The organism is Bradyrhizobium shewense, assembly GCF_900094605.1.
Classification (GTDB): Bacteria; Pseudomonadota; Alphaproteobacteria; order Rhizobiales; family Xanthobacteraceae; genus Bradyrhizobium; species Bradyrhizobium shewense.
Genome location: NZ_FMAI01000002.1, coordinates 460,503 through 477,705, shown reverse-complemented (window position 1 = coordinate 477,705; position 17,203 = coordinate 460,503). Strand labels below are relative to the sequence as shown.

Sequence of the window (17,203 nt, the reverse complement as noted above, 5' to 3'; positions counted from 1 at the left end):
ACTGAAAAACTCAAGCGCGATGAGAAATCATCGCGCTTTAGCCCTGCTTCGCAGCGGCCAATGCATCCTTGGCGGCGGCAATGTCGTTCGGGCCACCGACTGAAACGCCGACGGCGCCGTCCGCGATGCGCTTGACGAGACCGGACAGCACCTTGCCGGCGCCGATCTCGAAGAACCGCGTGACGCCCTGCCCTGCCATATAAGCAACCGACTCGCGCCAACGCACGGTGCCGGTGACCTGCTCGACCAGGCGGCGGCGGATCTCGTCGGGATCGGTGATGGCGCTCGCCAGCACGTTCGACACCAGCGGCGAAGCCGGGGCCTTGATCGTGACCTTCGACAGCGCTTCGGCCATGGCGTCGGCAGCGGGCTGCATCAGCTTGCAATGGAACGGAGCGGACACCGGCAGCAGCATCGCGCGCTTGGCGCCCTTGGTCTTGGCGATCTCGACGGCGCGATCGACCGCGGCCTTGTCGCCCGAGACGACAACCTGCCCGCCGCCATTGTCGTTGGCGGCCTGGCAGACCTGCCCCTGCGCCGCCTCCTTGGCGACCTCGATGGCGGCCTCGTAGTCGAGACCGAGCAGCGCGGCCATCGCGCCTGCGCCGACCGGAACGGCTTTTTGCATTGCGAGACCGCGGGTGCGAAGCAGACGGGCGGTATCCGAGACCGTCAGACTGCCGGCCGCGGCCAGCGCCGAATATTCACCGAGCGAGTGGCCGGCGACGAAGGCCGCATCTCGTCCCACGGAAAATCCCGCCTCAGCCTCCAGCACGCGCAGGGTGGCGACAGACACCGCCATCAGTGCCGGCTGAGCGTTCTCGGTGAGCTGGAGGGTTTCGGCCGGACCATCCCAGATGATCGCTGTCAGCTTCTCCCCTAGCGCGGCGTCGACCTCGTCGAACACGGCGCGCGCCACCGGAAAGGCATCGGCCAGGGCCTTGCCCATGCCGACCGCCTGGGAACCCTGCCCAGGAAATGTGAATGCAGCCGTCATCGGCGCTCCCTGCTTGTCGGGCACGATCCCTGCGAGAACCGGCAGCCGATTACGCACGGCGTTAGGCCATGGTTCCGGATCGTGCTCCAAAGGGGGCCGTAGACACTGTCCGGGGCTGGACTGTCAAGCCGAGATGGGAACTTCGAGCAGCACTCAACTGGGGATGCGCCCCCTCAAAACCCACCGGCGGTCTGGTTGGCATCGACCTCCGCTCCGGCCTGCGCACGGCGCGCGCTGCTCGCCAACTGCCCCGGCCGATCCTCCCTGTCAGGCTTTGCCGTCGCCAGCCGCAACACCGCCGCGTAGTTCGGCTGCACCTCCATGCGGCCGGCGTGCCGGCTCTCGCTCAGCAGGCGATGGACCTTCGGCAGATTGTAACAGGGCACGTAGAACAGCAGATGATGCTCGAGGTGATAATTGACGTAGTACGGCGCGATGAACAGGCGCTCGAGAACATTGGCATGCGTGGTGCGGGTATTGCGCAGGGGATCGCTGCTGTCGGGGACGACGGCATGCTCTGCAATGTTACGGATGCGGGTGATGACCATCATCCAGGTCAGAAGCGGCACCAGCCAGAGCAGCGGATAGGCCCACCATACGCCGGCCGCCGCGAGCGCTGCGAACATCACGGCGTTGAGGAGGCATTGCGGGCCGAGCTTGTCCCAGAAATGCGCCAGACGCTGCCGCCACGGCCAGTCCTTCGGCCCGAGCGCATTGAGCAGCTGCGCCTTGCGCTGCTGGTAGCCGGTCTGCCCTGTGATGTCGCGAATGAACTTGCGGCGATAGCTCAGCTTCGTAATCGGAAACGGCGCCGACAGCACGAGATCGGGATCATCCTCCTGCTGCGTGCGCGCATGGTGCTGCAGGTGGTAACGCCGGTAGCTGCGCGTCTCCGCAAACAGCGGATAGGCACAGAGCCACTGGCTCAGGGCCAGATTGGTTTTCTCGTCGGCGGACAGGCAGCCGTGCGCGCCATCATGCATCAGGATCGCGAGGCCCAGCTGGCGCGAGCCGATGATTGCGACGGCGAGGATATAAGTGACCGGATTGGGCCACCAAGCGACCAATGCGATCGCGCCAATGATCAACGCCCAGGCGTGCGCGATCAGCGCAACACCTTTCCAGGTCACACGCTCTCGGACATCGGCAAGCTGGTCGTCGGTCAGGAAATCGCGGGCACGCATGCGAGGCGCGGTCATGGCCTAGCCTTCCTCGTTCGAATTGCTTGATGCCTCGCGCCCCTCGACGAGACGGAGGCGCGCCGTGTCATCGGATTTCGCCTGCTCGCCGAGCACGCGCAGCATCTCGGCGCAGAGCGCCTCGGGCGAACGGCCCATGGCGTAGCCTTCGAGAATGACGCCGATGGCGACGGCCCAGAACCGCCGCGAGCTTTCGTCCGGCGCGCGCAGCGAGCGCCAGCCGTGCCGCGCCACCTGGCTCGCATAGGCGCGCGCGCCTTCGCCGTGCAGGCGCTCGATCGTGCGCTCGACGAGCGGTGCAAGATCCTGGCGGCGCCGCGTCAATGTCAGAGCTTCGGCGAAGAAGGCCACTGAATCGCTCGCCGTCACGGTCTCCGCCAGTGCGTGCGTGTAGTCCCGTGGCGTGCGCGCCTTCAGCGCCGCCTGCTCGGTCGCACGAGCCAGATACAGCAGCTCGCGGCAGGCGCATTCGACGAACAGCGCCTCCTTGGTGCGGAAGTAGTAGGTGATCTGGCTCGGGAATGCGTCCGCGGCGGCCGCGATGTCGGTGATCGCCGTGCCCGACAGCCCCCGCTCCCGGAACAGCGGGCTTGCCGCATCCAGCAGCAGCGAGCGCATCTTGCGCCCGGCCGACCGCGTGGCCCGCGCGGCGTGCTTCGGATCACCCGCCGACGCCTCAAATGGAGCCTGGACCGATTCACCCGTCATCAGCACCTCCCGACCTCGTTATTTGTATGATATACAAACAAATAGGTCAAGCTGGTAGGGGAGGGTGTGGTTTGAAGGCCCCCCTGTCAGCTCCGTCTGGCCGAAAACGGGGCACTCCAACCTTGCCAAGTCAGCTAAAATCCGTATAAGGCGCGCATCCGCAGACCCCGGCCGGGAGCTGAACGGACGGTCTCAGCAAATCATTCGTGATTTTGGTGTGGCAGGGCCAGTCGGCCCGTCGTCCCGTGTTTCCGCCTTCTGAGCTTAATCCCAGAGTCCTTTCCGAAGGCCTCTTAAGGGCTTGACGCCGGGCGATGCGCCAACATGAGGAAAGGACCACCATGGCTCTTTATGAGCATGTTTTTCTTGCGCGTCAGGACGCGAGCACGCAGCAGGTCGAAGAACTGACTGCGCAGATGACCGGCATCGTCGAGGGTCTCGGCGGCAAGGTCACCAAGACCGAGAATTGGGGCGTACGCTCCCTCACCTACCGCATGAACAAGAACCGCAAGGCGCACTTCGTGCTGCTCAACATCGACGCGCCGTCCGCGGCGATCGCCGAGATCGAGCGCCAGGAGCGCATCAGCGAAGACGTGATCCGCTATCTCAGCGTCCGCGTCGAGGAGCTCGAGGAAGGCCCGTCCGCGATGATGCGCAAGGCCGACCGTGACCGCGAGCGTGACGACCGTGGCGGCGGCTTCCGTGGCGACCGCGAAGGCGGTGGCTTCCGTGGCGACCGCGAGGGTGGTTTCCGTGGTGGCGATCGTGACGGTGGCGGCTTCCGCGGTGATCGCGGCCCGCGCCGTCCGCGCGAAGAAGCTGAAACCACCACCACCACCACGACGGATGGGGAGTAAAAACAATGGCTGAAGCTGGTGCACGCCGCCCGTTTTTCCGTCGTCGCAAGAGCTGCCCGTTCACGGGCGCCAATGCTCCCAAGATCGACTACAAGGACTCCAAGCTGCTGATGCGTTACGTCTCCGAGCGCGGCAAGATCGTGCCGAGCCGCATCACCGCGGTGTCCGCGAAGAAGCAGCGTGAGCTCGCCCGCGCCATCAAGCGCGCGCGGTTCCTGGGCCTGTTGCCCTACGTCATTCGCTGATACGACCAATTCGACCGGCGGCGCCAAGCCGCCGGTCGCGACTTTTCTGAACTCATAAGGCTTCCGGGTCGTCCGGTCGCCGATGGTTGGGGCAAGATGCCTCTAACCGCTCGAAGGGAGCGGGACAGCTGATGATGGCCTTTGTGCTGATAGCCTTGATCGCCGGCGCTGCGTCGGCCCTGATGTTCGCCTCGATCATTTCGGGCGCGCTGATCTCGCTCGTCCTGTTCTATCTCGCACCGCTGCCGCTGATGGTCGCCGCGATCGGCTGGGGACCGCTTTGCGCGAGCCTCGGCGGCATCGCTGCTGCGATCGGCCTCGGTGCCCTGTTCGGCCTGCCCTATTGCATCGCATTCGCCGTTACCGTCGCGCTGCCGGCGTGGTGGCTCGGCCATCTCGTCCTGCTCAGCCGTCCTGTGGGAAAGGTTGCCGTGGGACATGTCGCGCCGGACGCCGCCACGCCCGCCGAGCCTGAGCTCGAATGGTATCCGGTCGGCCGCATCCTGCTGTGGCTGGCGGGCTTCGCCACGTTGACCACGATCGCTGCCCTGCTCACGCTCGGGACCGACGCCGAGACCATCATCGGCACGCTGCGGCGCGGCTTGATGCGCCTGCTCCGGGCCACCGACCCGCAAAGCTCCGGCGAAGCCGGTCAGTTCGTCGACGCGATGGTGCGGATCGCACCGGCTGGGGCCACCATCATCGCGATGATGACGCTGACCCTCAACCTCTGGCTCAGCGCCAAGATCACGGCGACGTCGGGCCGGCTGCGCCGCCCGTGGCCGGACATGAAGACGGCGGAGCTGCCGCCGATGACGCTGGTGGCGCTCTGCATCGCGCTCGCCTTCTGCTTCACCGGCGGGCTGCTCGCGATCGCCGCACAGATCGCCGCGGCCGCGCTGATGATGGGCTATGCGCTAACCGGCTTTGCCGTGCTGCATACGCTCACGCTGGCGCTGAAGAGCCGGACGTTCTGGCTCGGCTCGACCTATGCCGTCGTGGTCGTGTTCGGATGGCCCGTGATCGCGATGGTGATCCTCGGACTTGCGGATGCCGTGTTCGGCTTCCGCGAACGCTTCCTGCGCAGCCGGCAACCGCCGCCGCTGCCGACCCCTTGAGTTCAACCCGAAACCGAAACCTTAGAGAGCACTTCAAAAGGAGAACGAATATGGAAGTCATTTTGCTGGAACGCGTCAACAAGCTCGGCCAGATGGGCGAAGTCGTGAAGGTTCGCGACGGCTATGCCCGCAATTTCCTGCTCAAGCGCGGCAAGGCGCTGCGCGCCACCGCCGACAATCGCGCCAAGTACGACGGCATGAAGGCCGACCTCGAGGCCCGCAACCTCGCGTCGAAGGGCGAGGCGTCCAAGGTCGCCGAGAAGATCTCGGGCAAGAACATCATCGTGATCCGTCAGGCCTCCGAAGCCGGACAGCTGTTCGGCTCGGTCACCGTGCGCGACGTCGTCATGGCGTTCGAAGCTGACGGTGTCGCGCTCGAGCGCCCGCAGGTGCAGCTCGACGCGCCGATCAAGACCATCGGCAAGCACACCATCACCGTCGCCGTTCACCCAGAGGTCGAGGTCGAGGTTTCCGTCACGGTTGCGCGCAGCCAGGACGAGGCCGAGCGCATCAACCGCGGCGAGGACATCTCGACCCGCAACGAGGACCGCGACGCGGCTGCCGAGGCGATCGCCGCCGCCGGCGAGTTCTTCGATCCGGAAGCCGAGCACGACGAAGCCGAGCCGGCGCCGGCCGCGGAAGAGAAGTAAGCCTCGCATTCATACGCGAAGCGAAGCCCGGTCGCCTCAAGCGGCCGGGTTTTTCGTTTTTGCGGCGACGTCCTCGCTCAACATCGCGATCGAGGCCAGCGCCGTTGCCGTGTGCTTCTCGACACCGTCGCTGACGCAGAACACGTCGGCCGCGACCACCGACACCTGGCGGCCCGGCTTGATCACCCGGGCACGGCAGATCAGCTTCTCACCGACCGCGGGCGACAACAGGTTGAGCTTGTATTCCGCCGTCAGCGCCGGCTGGCCGCGCGAGGTCGCGGCTGCGATCGTCGTGGCGTTGTCGACCAGGAAGGCGGTAACCCCGCCGTGGAAGAAGCCGTGCTGCTGCAGCAGCTCCGGCCGGCGCTCCACGGCGATCGTGCAAGTGCCGCGCGATAATTCCGAAAGCTCGGCGCCGACCAGGTTCATGAAGCCTTGCTGGCCGACATTGGCGTGGATGCGTTCTGCTACAGTGGCGAATTCCGGATCTGCTGCGGCGCTCATGAGGCCTCTCCTTATGTCTTGTTGATGCGTTCGGGCGGCCGCAGCGCACGGCCGGCACAGGCGATCAGCGTGTCGGCCTCGACGCGCGGATCGGCGCGGTCGCGTCCCGACAGGAAAGCGCGGCAGAAGATCTGCGCCGGGCCGATGAGCTGGCTCACAAACATCACCGGCGTCATCGGCAAGAGCTCGCCATTTGCGACCAGCGGCGCGCGCCAGCGCTCGATGCCGTCGGCGAGCCGCGCATTCTGCGCGCGCTGGGCGTCGCGAACGTCCTCGCCCCACTCGCTTCGCGATATCTCGAACAGGTAGCGCGCCTCGCGCCGGCTGGTCACGACCCAGTCGAGATGGGCCCGGATCAGCCGTTCGATGCCCTGCTCCGCATCGGGCACGGGATCGAGCGCGGCCAGCACCGCGGCGTGATAGTGCCGCAAGACCTCCAGGAACAGCGCACCGGCGAGCTCCTTCTTCGAGCCGAAGGCGTGAAAGAAGCTGCCATTGGAGGCGCGGGCCCGGGTGCGGATCGCGGCCACCGTCGCGGCTTCGAAGCCGACGCGGTCAAACACGATCAGCCCGGCTGCCAACAGATCGTCCCGCACGCTCGCCACCATCGACTTTTCCTAGAGCAACACTCTAGAGCAATACTCTAGGCGCGGTCAACGCAATGCGGAGGCCGCGATCAACGCGGCCTCCGCAAGTCGATCAGAAAACTAGCTGGCTTAGCGCGAGATCGGCGGCGTTGGCGGACCGGAGGACTCGGCCGGCGCAGCAGGCGGAGCTGCGGCAGTCGCGGGCGGTGCCGGCTGCTGCGGCTTGGCCGCCGGTTCGGAGCTGGCGGCAGGCGCGGCCGGCTTGGGAGCAGCCTCTTCCGCCGGCTTGGGTGCGGCTGGCTCGGCAGGCTTCGCGGTGGCCGGTGCAGCCGGCGTCACTGCCGGGACCGGATCGGGCCGCAGCGCCGGAGCGTCGCTGCCGCGGGGCTCGACCTTGACGCTATCAGGCCTGGTCTCAGCGGGCTTCTCGGATGCCTTGCCGTTGTCGGGCTTGGCCTCGTCGCGGCCGGGCTCGACCTTGGCCGTGTCGGGCTTGGACTCAGGTTTGGACTCGGGCTTGGGCTCGCTCTTCTTCTCGTCAGTGGCTGGCGCCGCGGCGTCGACCTTCGGCGCCTCCTCGGTGCCGGGCTTGGCGCGGCGCTTGCTCTTGCGTCCCTCGGGCGCAGCCTGGCCCTCGGGCTTCGTGCCCTCCTCGGCCGGACGTGCGGCGCGCTTCTGGCGGGTACCTTCCGCTGCGGGTGCAGCAGCCTCGCCGTCCGGCTTGGCGGCGTCCTGGGCGCGCGGGCGGCGGCCCTGATGTTCGGGATTGGAGCTCGCGTCCTTCTCCTTGGCGCCGTCCTTCTTGCCGTCCTTGGCCTGGTAGCGTGTGTCGGTGGCGCCGTTGGAGACGAGATAGGAGGCGAGGATGCCCGCCATGTCCGAGCTCGTGGTGTAGTGCTGGCGCAGGAAGCCCGGCAGCGAGCCCGGCGCGACGGATTTCAGAAGTCCGCGCGGGCTCTTGTGGCACGCATTGCAGGTCTGCGCGAAAAGCTGGGACGGGGTTTTGCCGGCCTCGAGGTTGGTCACCTGCGCAAAAACGGTATCGGCAGCGCCGAAGCCGATCAGAAGCAATACCGTCGCGAGGCTGAGCGCTCGGCTCGACATTCCCATCATCTCCATTGAATTCCGAGAGGTGCAGCCGGCATCGGGCGCGGCGGCGGGTCACCTTTTATCCGATTGAGCCGCGAATGGAAGCAGGCACCACGCGCAAGGATGTGATTAAGCGGTTTGCGAATATCGGCTGTGAACTCAGCGCATTAGCGCAGCCCATCCTGCCTCCCTAAATTTGGATGCATGCGCATAGGAACCGCCGCGTCACCTGGGCGTCAGAAGTGAAGGCCGGGTTAGTCGCATCCCTTCGGGTTCGCTCGAGAGGAAGGTGTCGATGGACCTCTTGTTGCGTAGATTTCTGTCTCAATTCATCCGCCGCGGCACGATGACGGTGACCGGCTCGAGCGGATCGAAGTTCACCGTTGGCGACGGCACTGGCGAACCGGTCGCGGTGCGCTTCGTCACCGCGGAGGCGGAGCGGAAGATCCTCGTCAATCCCGAGCTCGGGCTTGGCGAGGCCTATATGGACCGCGAGTTCATCGTCGAGCGCGGCACCATAGCTGATGCCCTCGCGATCCTGCTCGATCAACCCGACCTATTGCCGCAGTGGGCAAAACCCTGGTGGCGCCTGCGCTATCTGACGCGGCATCTGAAGCAGTTCAATCCGCGCTCGCGCTCCCGCCACAACGTCGCGCATCACTATGATCTCGATGCCCGGCTCTATTCGCTCTTCCTGGACGCCGACAAGCAATATAGCTGCGCCTATTTCGAGACGCAGGACGCGACGCTCGACGACGCGCAGCTCGCCAAGAAACGGCACATCGCCGCAAAGCTGTTGGTCAGGCCCGGCCAGCGCGTCCTCGACATCGGCTCGGGCTGGGGCGGGCTCGGGCTCTACCTTGCCGAGATCGCCGGCGCCGACGTCACCGGCGTGACGCTGTCGAGCGAGCAGTTGCAGCTCGCCAACGCGCGCGCGGCCGAAAAGCGCCTGACCGGTTCGGCCAGATTCCTGCTCCAGGACTATCGCGACATCGAAGGCCCGTTCGACCGCGTCGTCTCGGTCGGCATGCTCGAGCATGTCGGCGCCCGCTTCTACGACACCTACTTCCAACGCTGCGCCGAGCTGTTGAGCGAGAACGGCATCATGCTGCTGCACGCGATCGGCCGTTCGCAGGGCCCGGACTCGACCAATCCCTGGATCGCCAAATACATCTTCCCCGGCGGCTACATCCCGGCGCTGTCGGAGGTGCTGCCGGCGATCGAGCGCGCCGGCCTCCTGGTCTGCGATATCGAGATCCTGCGCCTGCATTACGCGGAAACGCTGAAGGCCTGGCGGGAACGTTTCATGGCGCGGCGCGAGGAGGCCGTGCAGCTCTACGACGAGCGCTTCGCGCTGATGTGGGAATTCTATCTGGCGGCCTGCGAGATGACGTTCCGCAAGCAAGCCATGATGAACTTCCAGATCCAGCTCACCCGGCGCCAGGGCGTGGTGCCGATCACCCGCGACTACATGCCGCGTGAAGAAGCCCGGCTGCGAGCTCGCGAACGCGCGAGCAAGCCCAGACTGAAATTGGCTGGTGAATAGGTCCTAGTCTGGTGAATAGATCCTAGTGACGCAGGGTCGACATCTGGGAGGAGCGGAAACTGGCCGTTAACGCCAGTTGCGCCCTCAGCGCGACCAGGATTTCCGGGGCGACAGGCTGGCGACGTATTTCGGGCCGTTCCGCGTGCTCCATGGCCGCAATCAGCCCGGAGAGCCAAAGCCGGCTACCTGCCTCGCTCCGCCAAATCTGGTGCTGCCGTTCTGGCCGCATCGCCTGCCTCGTTCCCTGTTGACGGATCGCGGGAGACAATTCCCTCCCCCGCCTACCTGTTCCCGTCTTACCCCCGAAAGATTCCGGGGAGATGTGATCCAATTCACATAAGTCTGGTTGGGCCTGGCTTAGACCGTCGCCATGAGCAAAGAGACCCACACCTCATTCGACGTGCAGGACGACCTCCGCACCGATTACGCCCTGATCGTTACCGGCGTCGGGGCGGCTCTGGTTGCGCTGGTCTACCTCCTGCTGGTCTGAAGGCGAGCCCAAGGCCGCCAGCGTGCGTCATTTCGCGCGCTCTGGATTCGTCTGCGCGCCAATCCATTAGGTTCATGCCATAAGGTTCATGGTTTCAGGATTTTTCCATGGCGCGGTCGCGGCCGCTTCCTGGCCGGGGCGAGTTCCGCAAAAATCCGTCAAGCGCGACGCGTGCTGCGAGCGCTAATCATCCACCATTTTAACTGAGCGGTTGATAGCGGTCAGCTTTCGCTTCCGCTTTGCATCGAGGCGGCGCTTTATCCCGGCCCCGCATCCGCCCAAGAAAATTGCTAAGCACGTCCGACCATGGCCCTGACTGATTCGAACGTCCTCAAACTCGCACCCGAGCCCGGAACTCCGGCCTATCGGAGCGCGCCGCATAATATCGAAGCGGAACAGAGCCTTCTGGGCGCGATCCTGGTCAACAACGATGCGTTCTACCGTGTCTCCGACTTCCTTGAGCCGAAGCATTATTTCGAGCCGCTGCACCAGACCATCTACGAGACCGCCGCCAGCCTGATCCGGATGGGCAAGATCGCCACGCCCGTGACGCTGAAGACGTTCCTGCCCGCCGACACCGATGTCGGCGGCATGACCATCGGGCAGTATCTGGCGCGGCTCGCGGCGGAAGCGACCACCATCATCAATGCTCAGGACTACGGCCGCACCATCTATGACCTGGCGCTCCGTCGCGACCTCATCGGCATCGGCGAGGACATGGTCAATGTCGCCTATGACGCCCCGGTCGATTTCGCGCCACGGGCGCAGATCGAGGACGCCGAGCGCCGTCTCTACGAACTCGCCGAATCCGGCCGCTATGACGGCGGATTCCAGAAATTCTCGCAGGCACTGGCGGTCGCTGTCGACCTTGCTGCAAAGGCGTTCCAGCGCGACGGCAAGCTGTCCGGCATCTCGACGGGCATGCGCGACCTCGACACCAAGATGGGCGGCCTGCAGCACTCCGACCTCATCATCGTCGCGGGCCGTCCCGGCATGGGCAAGACATCGCTGGCAACCAATATCGCCTACAATGTCGCGCAAGCCTATGTGCCGGAACTGCAGGCCGACGGCACCACGAAGGCCGCCAATGGCGGCGTGATCGGCTTCTTCTCCTGCGAAATGTCGGCCGACCAGCTCGCTACCCGTATCGTGGCCGAGCGCACCGGCGTTCCCTCCTCCCACATCCGCCGCGGCGGCATCTCGGAAGCCGATTTCGAAAAGATCCGGGAGGTCTCGATCGAGCTGCAGTCGCTGCCCTTCTACGTGGACGCCACCGGCGGCCTGTCGATCGCGCAGCTGATGGCGCGCGCGCGCCGGCTGAAGCGGCAGAAGGGCCTCGACCTGCTCGTGATCGACTACATTCAGCTGCTCTCGGGCTCGGGCAAGCGGAGCGATAATCGCGTGCAGGAAATCACGGAGATCACGACCAGCCTGAAGGCGCTCGCCAAGGAACTCAACGTTCCCGTGATCGCGCTGTCGCAGCTCTCGCGTCAGGTCGAATCGCGTGACGACAAGCGGCCGCAGCTCTCCGATCTTCGTGAATCCGGCTCGATCGAGCAGGACGCCGACGTCGTGCTGTTCGTGTATCGCGAGGAATATTACCTCGCCATGAAGGAGCCGCGCCCGGGCACGCCTGAACACGAGAAGTGGCAGCTTGACATGAGTCTTGCGCACGGAAAGGCCGAGGTCATCATCGGCAAGCAGCGTCACGGCCCGACAGGCACCGTCGACCTGGCCTTCGAAGCCTCGGTCACGCGGTTTGGCGACCTCGCCCCTGACAGTCAGCTTCCGGTTCGCAGCGGCAACGACTACTGAGTTCCTTGAACAGGACCGGCCTCTTGCGTAAAACGACGCCATGACAATGGCGTCCGACCCGAAAACCATCTCACAATCCGGCCTTCTCTCCGCGGAGGCCAACCAGGCTGCCGCGCTCGCTGCCTATGGCGGCGTGCTGACCGTCGATCTCGACGCCATCATTGCCAATTGGCGCAAGCTCGAGAAGACGGCAGTGCCGGCCGAATGCTCGGCGGTGATCAAGGCCGACGCCTATGGCTGCGGCGCCGCCGAGGTCGCGCGTGCGCTGAGCAAGGCCGGCTGCAAGACCTTTTTCGTCGCCACCATCGAGGAAGCGCGCAAGGTGCGCGCGGCCGTCCCGGAGCCCACGATCTACGTGCTCGGCGGCTATTTCCAGAATACCGGCGAGCACTACGCCAAGATCAATTGCCGTCCTGTCATCGGCGACCTCAACGAGCTCGCCGAATGGGACGTGTTCTGCCGCCGCACCGGCTGGACCGGGGGTACGGCGGTTCACATCGACACCGGCATGAACCGGCTCGGCCTGACGTTATCCGAAGCGCAGGCCATCATCCCCCGCATCAATGCCGGCGATCATGGCATCACGCTGGTGATGAGCCATCTGGTCTCGGCCGAGCAGCTCAACAGCCCGGTGAACGCCAAGCAGCTGGCGGCCTTCCGCGGCATCGCCAGCGAATTCTCCGGCGTGCCGGCGGCGCTCGCCAATTCCTCCGGCATCTTCCTCGGCGCACCCTTCCAGTTCGATATGGTGCGGCCGGGCGCTGCGCTCTACGGCGTCAACCCGACGCCGGAGGCCGACAATCCGATGCAGCCGGTGGTCGACCTCAAGGCGCGCATCGTGCAGATCCGCACCATCGAACGCGGCGAGAGCGTCGGCTATGGTGGCACCTGGACCGCGCGGCGGCCGACCAAGCTCGCGATCATCGCAGTCGGTTATGCCGACGGCTATTTCCGCGCCGCCAGCTCCAATGACGGCACCCGCGGCGCCGAAGTCATCGTCGCCGGCAAGCGCTGCCCGGTCGCTGGCCGCGTCTCCATGGATCTCATCGCGATCGACATCACCGATCTGCCGCCGAACGCGGCGCGGCGCGGCCATATGGTGACGCTGCTCGGCGAGGGCATCACCGTCGACGAGCTCGCGCATCATTTCGGCACCATCGGCTATGAGGTGCTGACCAGCCTCGGCCACCGCTACGCCCGCCTCTACAAGGGCGGCAATGTGGAGGAGCCGCTGGTGAAGCCGGCGGCCGCGCAGACCGCCGAGCAGCCGCCCTCCCCGCCGCCGATCGAGCAGCCCGCGGCCCCGCCGCCGCTGCCGGGCTGAACTCTCGTGGCCCGGACGCGGCGCAGTGCGCCGTACTTTGCGGCGTAATGCGCTGCAGAGCCGGGGCCCATCTCTCAACAGCGCACCGTGTCGCCTTCCGGGTCCCGGCCCGCGCTGCGCGCGTCCGGGACACGGAAGGGATCGCTTACTTCTTCTTCCTGTTGTCCAGCGCCGCCTTGCAGGTCGCGCTGAGCTGGTCGCGCTTGTCGGTGAGGCAGGCGACGACGCGCCCTCCACCCGGCGCGATGCCGGCGCAGAATTTGTCATAGTCTGCCTTGCACGCACCGCGCGGGTCGGACGATTGTGCCGACGCGGCCCCGGAGAACGCGAGGGCGACGATGATGGCGGCAAAGTTCAACTTGGACATTGTATCTCCGGGTACGGAAGGCAGGAGCCGGTAGCTCTACATGAAGATCGCGACATTCAACATCAACAACGTCAACCGCCGCCTGCCCAATCTGTTGGCATGGCTGCGCGCCGCAAAGCCCGATGTCGTCGCGCTTCAGGAATTGAAGGCAAGTGATGGCGAATTTCCGGCGGCCGCGATCGAAAAGGCCGGCTATGGCGCGGTGTGGCGCGGACAGAAGACCTGGAACGGTGTCGCGATCCTTGCCCGCAATGCAGAGCCCATTCTGACCCGCGACCGCTTGCCTGGAAAACCCAGCGATCTCGAAGCCCGCTATCTCGAAGCCGCCGTGCGCGGCATCATCGTCACCAGCATCTACCTGCCGAACGGCAACCCGCAGCCGGGGCCGAAATTCGACTACAAGCTGGACTGGTTCGCGCGCCTCAGGCGCCACGCCAAGAGCTTCATCAAGCAGGATCTGCCCGTCGTGCTCGCCGGCGACTACAACGTCGCGCCTAAAGAGATCGACATCTATCCGACGCGCTCATGGGACAAGGATGCGCTGATCCAGCCAAAGAGCCGCGCTGCCTTTGCTTCGCTCGTCGAGCAAGGCTGGTGCGATGCGATCCGCGAGCTGCATGCGGACCAGCGCATCTACACGTTCTGGGACTACAAGCGGAACCGCTGGCCGCGCGATGCGGGGCTGCGGCTCGATCATCTCCTGCTCAGCCCTGCCCTCGCCCCGCGCCTGGCCAAGGTCGGCGTCGACAAGAAAATCCGCGGCGAGGATGGCGCCAGCGATCACGCGCCGGCATGGGTGGTGTTGAAGTAACCTCAACGAGAGGTGTCGTAGGGTGGGCAAAGCGAAGCGTGCCCACCAAACTCGTCTACGGAGACAGATGGTGGGCACGGCGCAAGTGCACCTTTGCCCACCCTACGAGATCACGCGAGTTCAGCGCCCATAATAATCCTGCACCGTGTCCCACGCCGCCTTTTGCAGAAGCCGCGTCGTCTCCGCGTCCAGTCCCATGATGTAGGAATTGTCGACAGGCGAACGGCCTGTCAACGCGGCAAACGTCACGCATGCCGCAAGATAGGTGCCCGCCGGACTCGGATGCCGCTTGTCCAGTGCATACAGATTGAGTTCCGGCTGCAGCTTGCGCACCCGCGCGAAGGCAAGACCTGCGGGAATGACCAGCGCATCGTTGGCATTGCCTGCGATCGTGTAGGCCTCGGCCAACGATTCCGTCATCTCCGGCTTGTCGGCATAGGCCCAGGACATGAACAGCACCGGCCGCATGCCGTGGACGCGAACGACCTCACTGTCCTTCTTCGCGAAACTCGCGAACGCGTCCTTCAATTGCGGATGGATCGGGCACTGGCTGCAATCCATCATCACGACGGCGTCGTACTGCCGGCCCGGCTTGTTGAAGATGACGTTGTTCTGCTCGTCGAAGGAATAAGCGCCGAGGCCGCCCGGCCGCAGCAGATTGTCCATGTCGTGCCAATCGAGGCCGGAGCCGCCGATCGTCACCATGGTATTGCGATACACCGCCTTATTGGCGGGATCCACAGCCCGCTCCATGAAGGTGAGATGCCCGGGCATGCCGTTGTTGTAGTAGAAGAAGCTGTTGCCGACGAACAGCGCTGCCTTGGGGAAGTCCGGTCCGAGCGAAGTCACCTTCGGCTTGGTCTGCGCCTGGACATTGAAGCCGGCCGCAACGGCGAGACACATCGCAAGCATCACTCGCGCAAAAAGACGCATCATGGCTTCCTCCCTTTTTCCGACCGGAACCAAATCAGCTTTTCAAAATGGCCTCAAGAGCATGAACGTGCAGCGGACATCCGCGCGCATGCATGCTCACCACAAGTTCTTGCCGTCGATCATGTTGACCGGCATCGCCTCCAGATCGAAATCGTCGAACAAGCGCGCGTTCACCGCGACCTTGGGATTGTCGAAATCAGGCTTGCCGGTCGACCAGTCCGGCGACTCCGAATAGGTGCCGCAGCCGCAGCTTGCACAAAAATGATGTTTGACGGTGCGGCTACCCCACAAATAGGTCGCAACGTTCTCAGGGGGCGACAGCAGGCGGAATTGCGCCGGCGTGTAATAGGCCCACAGCGCGCCGCGCTTGGCGCAGAGTGTGCAGGTGCAGCGCGTCACGCCAGATGGCGCCTCTGTCACCTCGAACACCGTCTCACCGCAATGACAGCTTGCCTCGATCGGCATGATCCGCTCCCCGTTTTGTCAGGAGATGGTCGTAGCCTGCGCCTGCTGCCAACATGCTGTCAGCAGCGGGGCGGATGGGCAAGAAACGTGAAAACAACCCCATGCACAGTAGCCGCCCTCCGTCGATTCAATGACTTACGGGTACCCCGAATGTCGGATTGCCCTCGCCCCGGCAAAACACCGGCACGATGTCAAATTGAGAGACGTCAATCGGCGTTGCCGGGCGCGAGAGCTGTTCAGGTCGCGCCTTCGTCGGGAATATTGAGAACAACGCCACAAGCCTTGCAATGCACGGCGTCGGCATCGTGCCTCTGGAGCCCGCAAGCGGGGCACGGAAATCGCACCTTGTGGGGACTGAGGAGCGCGCGTGCGAGATTGAAGAACAGCGTTACGCCGAAAATCATGATCACGACGGTGATCAAGCGACCGAGCGTGCCCGGCAGGGTAATGTCGCCAAAGCCGGTCGTTGTCAGCGCCGTGACGGTGAAATACAGCGCATCGGCATAGTTGTGGATCTCATTGTTGCGAAACTTCTGGGTCTCGTAGACGATCCCGGTCATGACGAATATGAAAACGGCGAGGTTCGTCACCGCGAAGATAACCTCTTCGTTGCGACGAAAGAACGGAGAATCGATGCGGAGCCTCGCCAGCATCTGGTAGTCGCGAAGCAGCCCCAGCGTTCGCAGGATCCGGAGAAAGCCGCCCGCCTCGCCGGCAAGCGGTGCCAGGAAAGATACGATCGCTACCATGTCAGCCCAGGTCGCAATCTGACGGAACTTCCGAAAGGGATGCCGGCCGACGAGGAGTCGTGCCGAGAAATCGGCAAGCAGAAGCATGCCGAACAAAACGTCGAGCGTCTCGATGATCTCACTGGGAGGCAGGAACGAGGTTGCAATGATGAACAGCACCGTCACGATATCGAAGGCGAGCAGCGCGTAGCGGAAGCGCACGCCGCCCGGCGTTGCGCCCTCGTAAAGGCGACGGACATGGCTTCTGAGAGAATTGAGAGTCACGGCACCATGATCGCGGTTTGCACGGATGATGGCAACTCGGAGAGCGCGCCGCAAGATCGAACCCAATCGCTGCTGTCTTTGGCCGAACAGGAGAAGGTTTGCGAACCACGTGTTGGGAGATGACCGAAACGAACGTCTGCCATACCGACAGTCGGGGCCAGCCGCGATGCATGATGCGGCGCGAGCACCTTCGGCAGCACTGCCGCGGAAAGCCTTAAGCCTGTCGGTGCAAGGAAGGCAGTCCGCGGCGTTCGTGAGAGGAACGTCCGCAGTGTTGAAGCCGACGCGATCGACATTTTTGCGGATGTCGGATCGGTAACTCGTCGTGTCGAGAACGAATATCTTCGTCGAAGAGGTGATGCCAGGGTCGATGTGGAGATAGTCGAGCTTTGCCGTCCAGTTTGCGGCGAGCGCCGCCTCGATGCCGCCGCCGACGACCTAGTTGCCGCGATCGTAGCGCTAGCTTCTCGCGGAGCCGAGCCGGA

18 protein-coding genes are annotated in these 17,203 nt (G+C 64.7%); 8 read left to right on the top strand and 10 right to left on the bottom strand.

Annotation, left to right across the window (positions count from 1 at the left end):
• Positions 1 to 37: 37 nt before the first annotated feature.
• From fabD to GA0061098_RS06470, 3 genes are all read right to left on the bottom strand, one after another.
• Entirely contained in the window at positions 38 to 997 is a 960-nt protein-coding gene (gene fabD / locus GA0061098_RS06480) for an ACP S-malonyltransferase (protein ID WP_091955337.1), read from the bottom strand.
• Between the two features lie 173 nt (positions 998 to 1,170).
• Positions 1,171 to 2,196: a fatty acid desaturase family protein gene (locus GA0061098_RS06475; RefSeq protein ID WP_091954905.1), complete on the bottom strand. Its 1,026-nt coding sequence runs from the start codon at positions 2,194 to 2,196 to the stop codon at positions 1,171 to 1,173.
• Positions 2,197 to 2,199: 3 nt separating this feature from the next.
• Positions 2,200 to 2,904 carry a TetR/AcrR family transcriptional regulator C-terminal domain-containing protein gene (locus GA0061098_RS06470; RefSeq protein ID WP_091954903.1) on the bottom strand — a complete coding sequence of 235 codons (705 nt, stop codon included), beginning with the start codon at positions 2,902 to 2,904 and terminating at the stop codon, positions 2,200 to 2,202.
• A gap of 341 nt (positions 2,905 to 3,245) precedes the next feature.
• Between GA0061098_RS06470 and rpsF the strand changes: the two genes are divergently transcribed.
• The 4 genes from rpsF (at position 3,246) to rplI (ending at position 5,774) form a co-directional block, all read left to right on the top strand.
• A complete protein-coding gene (gene rpsF / locus GA0061098_RS06465) occupies positions 3,246 to 3,761 on the top strand; it encodes a 30S ribosomal protein S6 (RefSeq protein WP_091955334.1) in 516 nt (171 codons plus the stop codon).
• Positions 3,762 to 3,766: 5 nt separating this feature from the next.
• The gene (gene rpsR, locus GA0061098_RS06460; RefSeq protein ID WP_007592020.1) at positions 3,767 to 4,006 is read left to right on the top strand and encodes a 30S ribosomal protein S18; all 240 of its coding nucleotides are present in this window, start codon (positions 3,767 to 3,769) and stop codon (positions 4,004 to 4,006) included.
• A 131-nt stretch (positions 4,007 to 4,137) separates the two neighbouring features.
• A complete protein-coding gene (locus tag GA0061098_RS06455; protein WP_091954900.1) occupies positions 4,138 to 5,124 on the top strand; it encodes a YybS family protein in 987 nt (328 codons plus the stop codon).
• Positions 5,125 to 5,174: 50 nt separating this feature from the next.
• Positions 5,175 to 5,774, top strand: coding sequence for a 50S ribosomal protein L9 (gene rplI, locus GA0061098_RS06450; RefSeq protein ID WP_091954897.1), 600 nt, complete (start codon positions 5,175 to 5,177; stop codon positions 5,772 to 5,774).
• A 36-nt stretch (positions 5,775 to 5,810) separates the two neighbouring features.
• On the opposite strand, the gene GA0061098_RS06445 is transcribed toward rplI, so the two are convergent.
• The 3 genes from GA0061098_RS06445 to GA0061098_RS06435 form a co-directional block, all read right to left on the bottom strand.
• Positions 5,811 to 6,278, bottom strand: coding sequence for a PaaI family thioesterase (locus GA0061098_RS06445; RefSeq protein WP_091954894.1), 468 nt, complete (start codon positions 6,276 to 6,278; stop codon positions 5,811 to 5,813).
• Positions 6,279 to 6,289: 11 nt separating this feature from the next.
• Positions 6,290 to 6,886: a TetR/AcrR family transcriptional regulator gene (locus GA0061098_RS06440; RefSeq protein WP_091954891.1), complete on the bottom strand. Its 597-nt coding sequence runs from the start codon at positions 6,884 to 6,886 to the stop codon at positions 6,290 to 6,292.
• A gap of 108 nt (positions 6,887 to 6,994) precedes the next feature.
• On the bottom strand, positions 6,995 to 7,969 hold the full coding sequence (locus GA0061098_RS06435; RefSeq protein ID WP_165637184.1) for a hypothetical protein: 975 nt from the start codon (positions 7,967 to 7,969) through the stop codon (positions 6,995 to 6,997).
• 280 nt (positions 7,970 to 8,249) lie between these two features.
• On the opposite strand from GA0061098_RS06435, the gene GA0061098_RS06430 reads away from it, so the two are divergent.
• The 3 genes from GA0061098_RS06430 to alr all read left to right on the top strand — a co-directional run bounded on the left by GA0061098_RS06430 (position 8,250) and on the right by alr (position 13,129).
• Entirely contained in the window at positions 8,250 to 9,500 is a 1,251-nt protein-coding gene (locus GA0061098_RS06430) for a cyclopropane fatty acid synthase (protein ID WP_165637183.1), read from the top strand.
• Positions 9,501 to 10,296: 796 nt separating this feature from the next.
• Entirely contained in the window at positions 10,297 to 11,805 is a 1,509-nt protein-coding gene (locus GA0061098_RS06420; RefSeq protein WP_091954885.1) for a replicative DNA helicase, read from the top strand.
• Between the two features lie 40 nt (positions 11,806 to 11,845).
• Positions 11,846 to 13,129: an alanine racemase gene (alr, locus tag GA0061098_RS06415; RefSeq protein ID WP_091954882.1), complete on the top strand. Its 1,284-nt coding sequence runs from the start codon at positions 11,846 to 11,848 to the stop codon at positions 13,127 to 13,129.
• Positions 13,130 to 13,274: 145 nt separating this feature from the next.
• Here alr and GA0061098_RS06410 read toward each other — a convergent pair whose 3' ends face one another.
• Entirely contained in the window at positions 13,275 to 13,496 is a 222-nt protein-coding gene (locus GA0061098_RS06410) for a cysteine rich repeat-containing protein (protein ID WP_018317585.1), read from the bottom strand.
• A gap of 40 nt (positions 13,497 to 13,536) precedes the next feature.
• Between GA0061098_RS06410 and GA0061098_RS06405 the strand changes: the two genes are divergently transcribed.
• Positions 13,537 to 14,307, top strand: a complete 771-nt coding sequence (locus GA0061098_RS06405) for an exodeoxyribonuclease III (protein ID WP_091954879.1) — start codon at positions 13,537 to 13,539, stop codon at positions 14,305 to 14,307.
• Positions 14,308 to 14,427: 120 nt separating this feature from the next.
• On the opposite strand, the gene GA0061098_RS06400 is transcribed toward GA0061098_RS06405, so the two are convergent.
• The 3 genes from GA0061098_RS06400 to GA0061098_RS06390 all read right to left on the bottom strand — a co-directional run bounded on the left by GA0061098_RS06400 (position 14,428) and on the right by GA0061098_RS06390 (position 16,718).
• On the bottom strand, positions 14,428 to 15,243 hold the full coding sequence (locus tag GA0061098_RS06400) for an SGNH/GDSL hydrolase family protein (protein ID WP_091954876.1): 816 nt from the start codon (positions 15,241 to 15,243) through the stop codon (positions 14,428 to 14,430).
• A 93-nt stretch (positions 15,244 to 15,336) separates the two neighbouring features.
• Positions 15,337 to 15,705, bottom strand: coding sequence for a GFA family protein (locus GA0061098_RS06395; protein ID WP_091954873.1), 369 nt, complete (start codon positions 15,703 to 15,705; stop codon positions 15,337 to 15,339).
• A 236-nt stretch (positions 15,706 to 15,941) separates the two neighbouring features.
• Positions 15,942 to 16,718, bottom strand: a complete 777-nt coding sequence (locus GA0061098_RS06390; protein ID WP_091955326.1) for a potassium channel family protein — start codon at positions 16,716 to 16,718, stop codon at positions 15,942 to 15,944.
• Positions 16,719 to 17,203 lie beyond the last annotated feature (485 nt).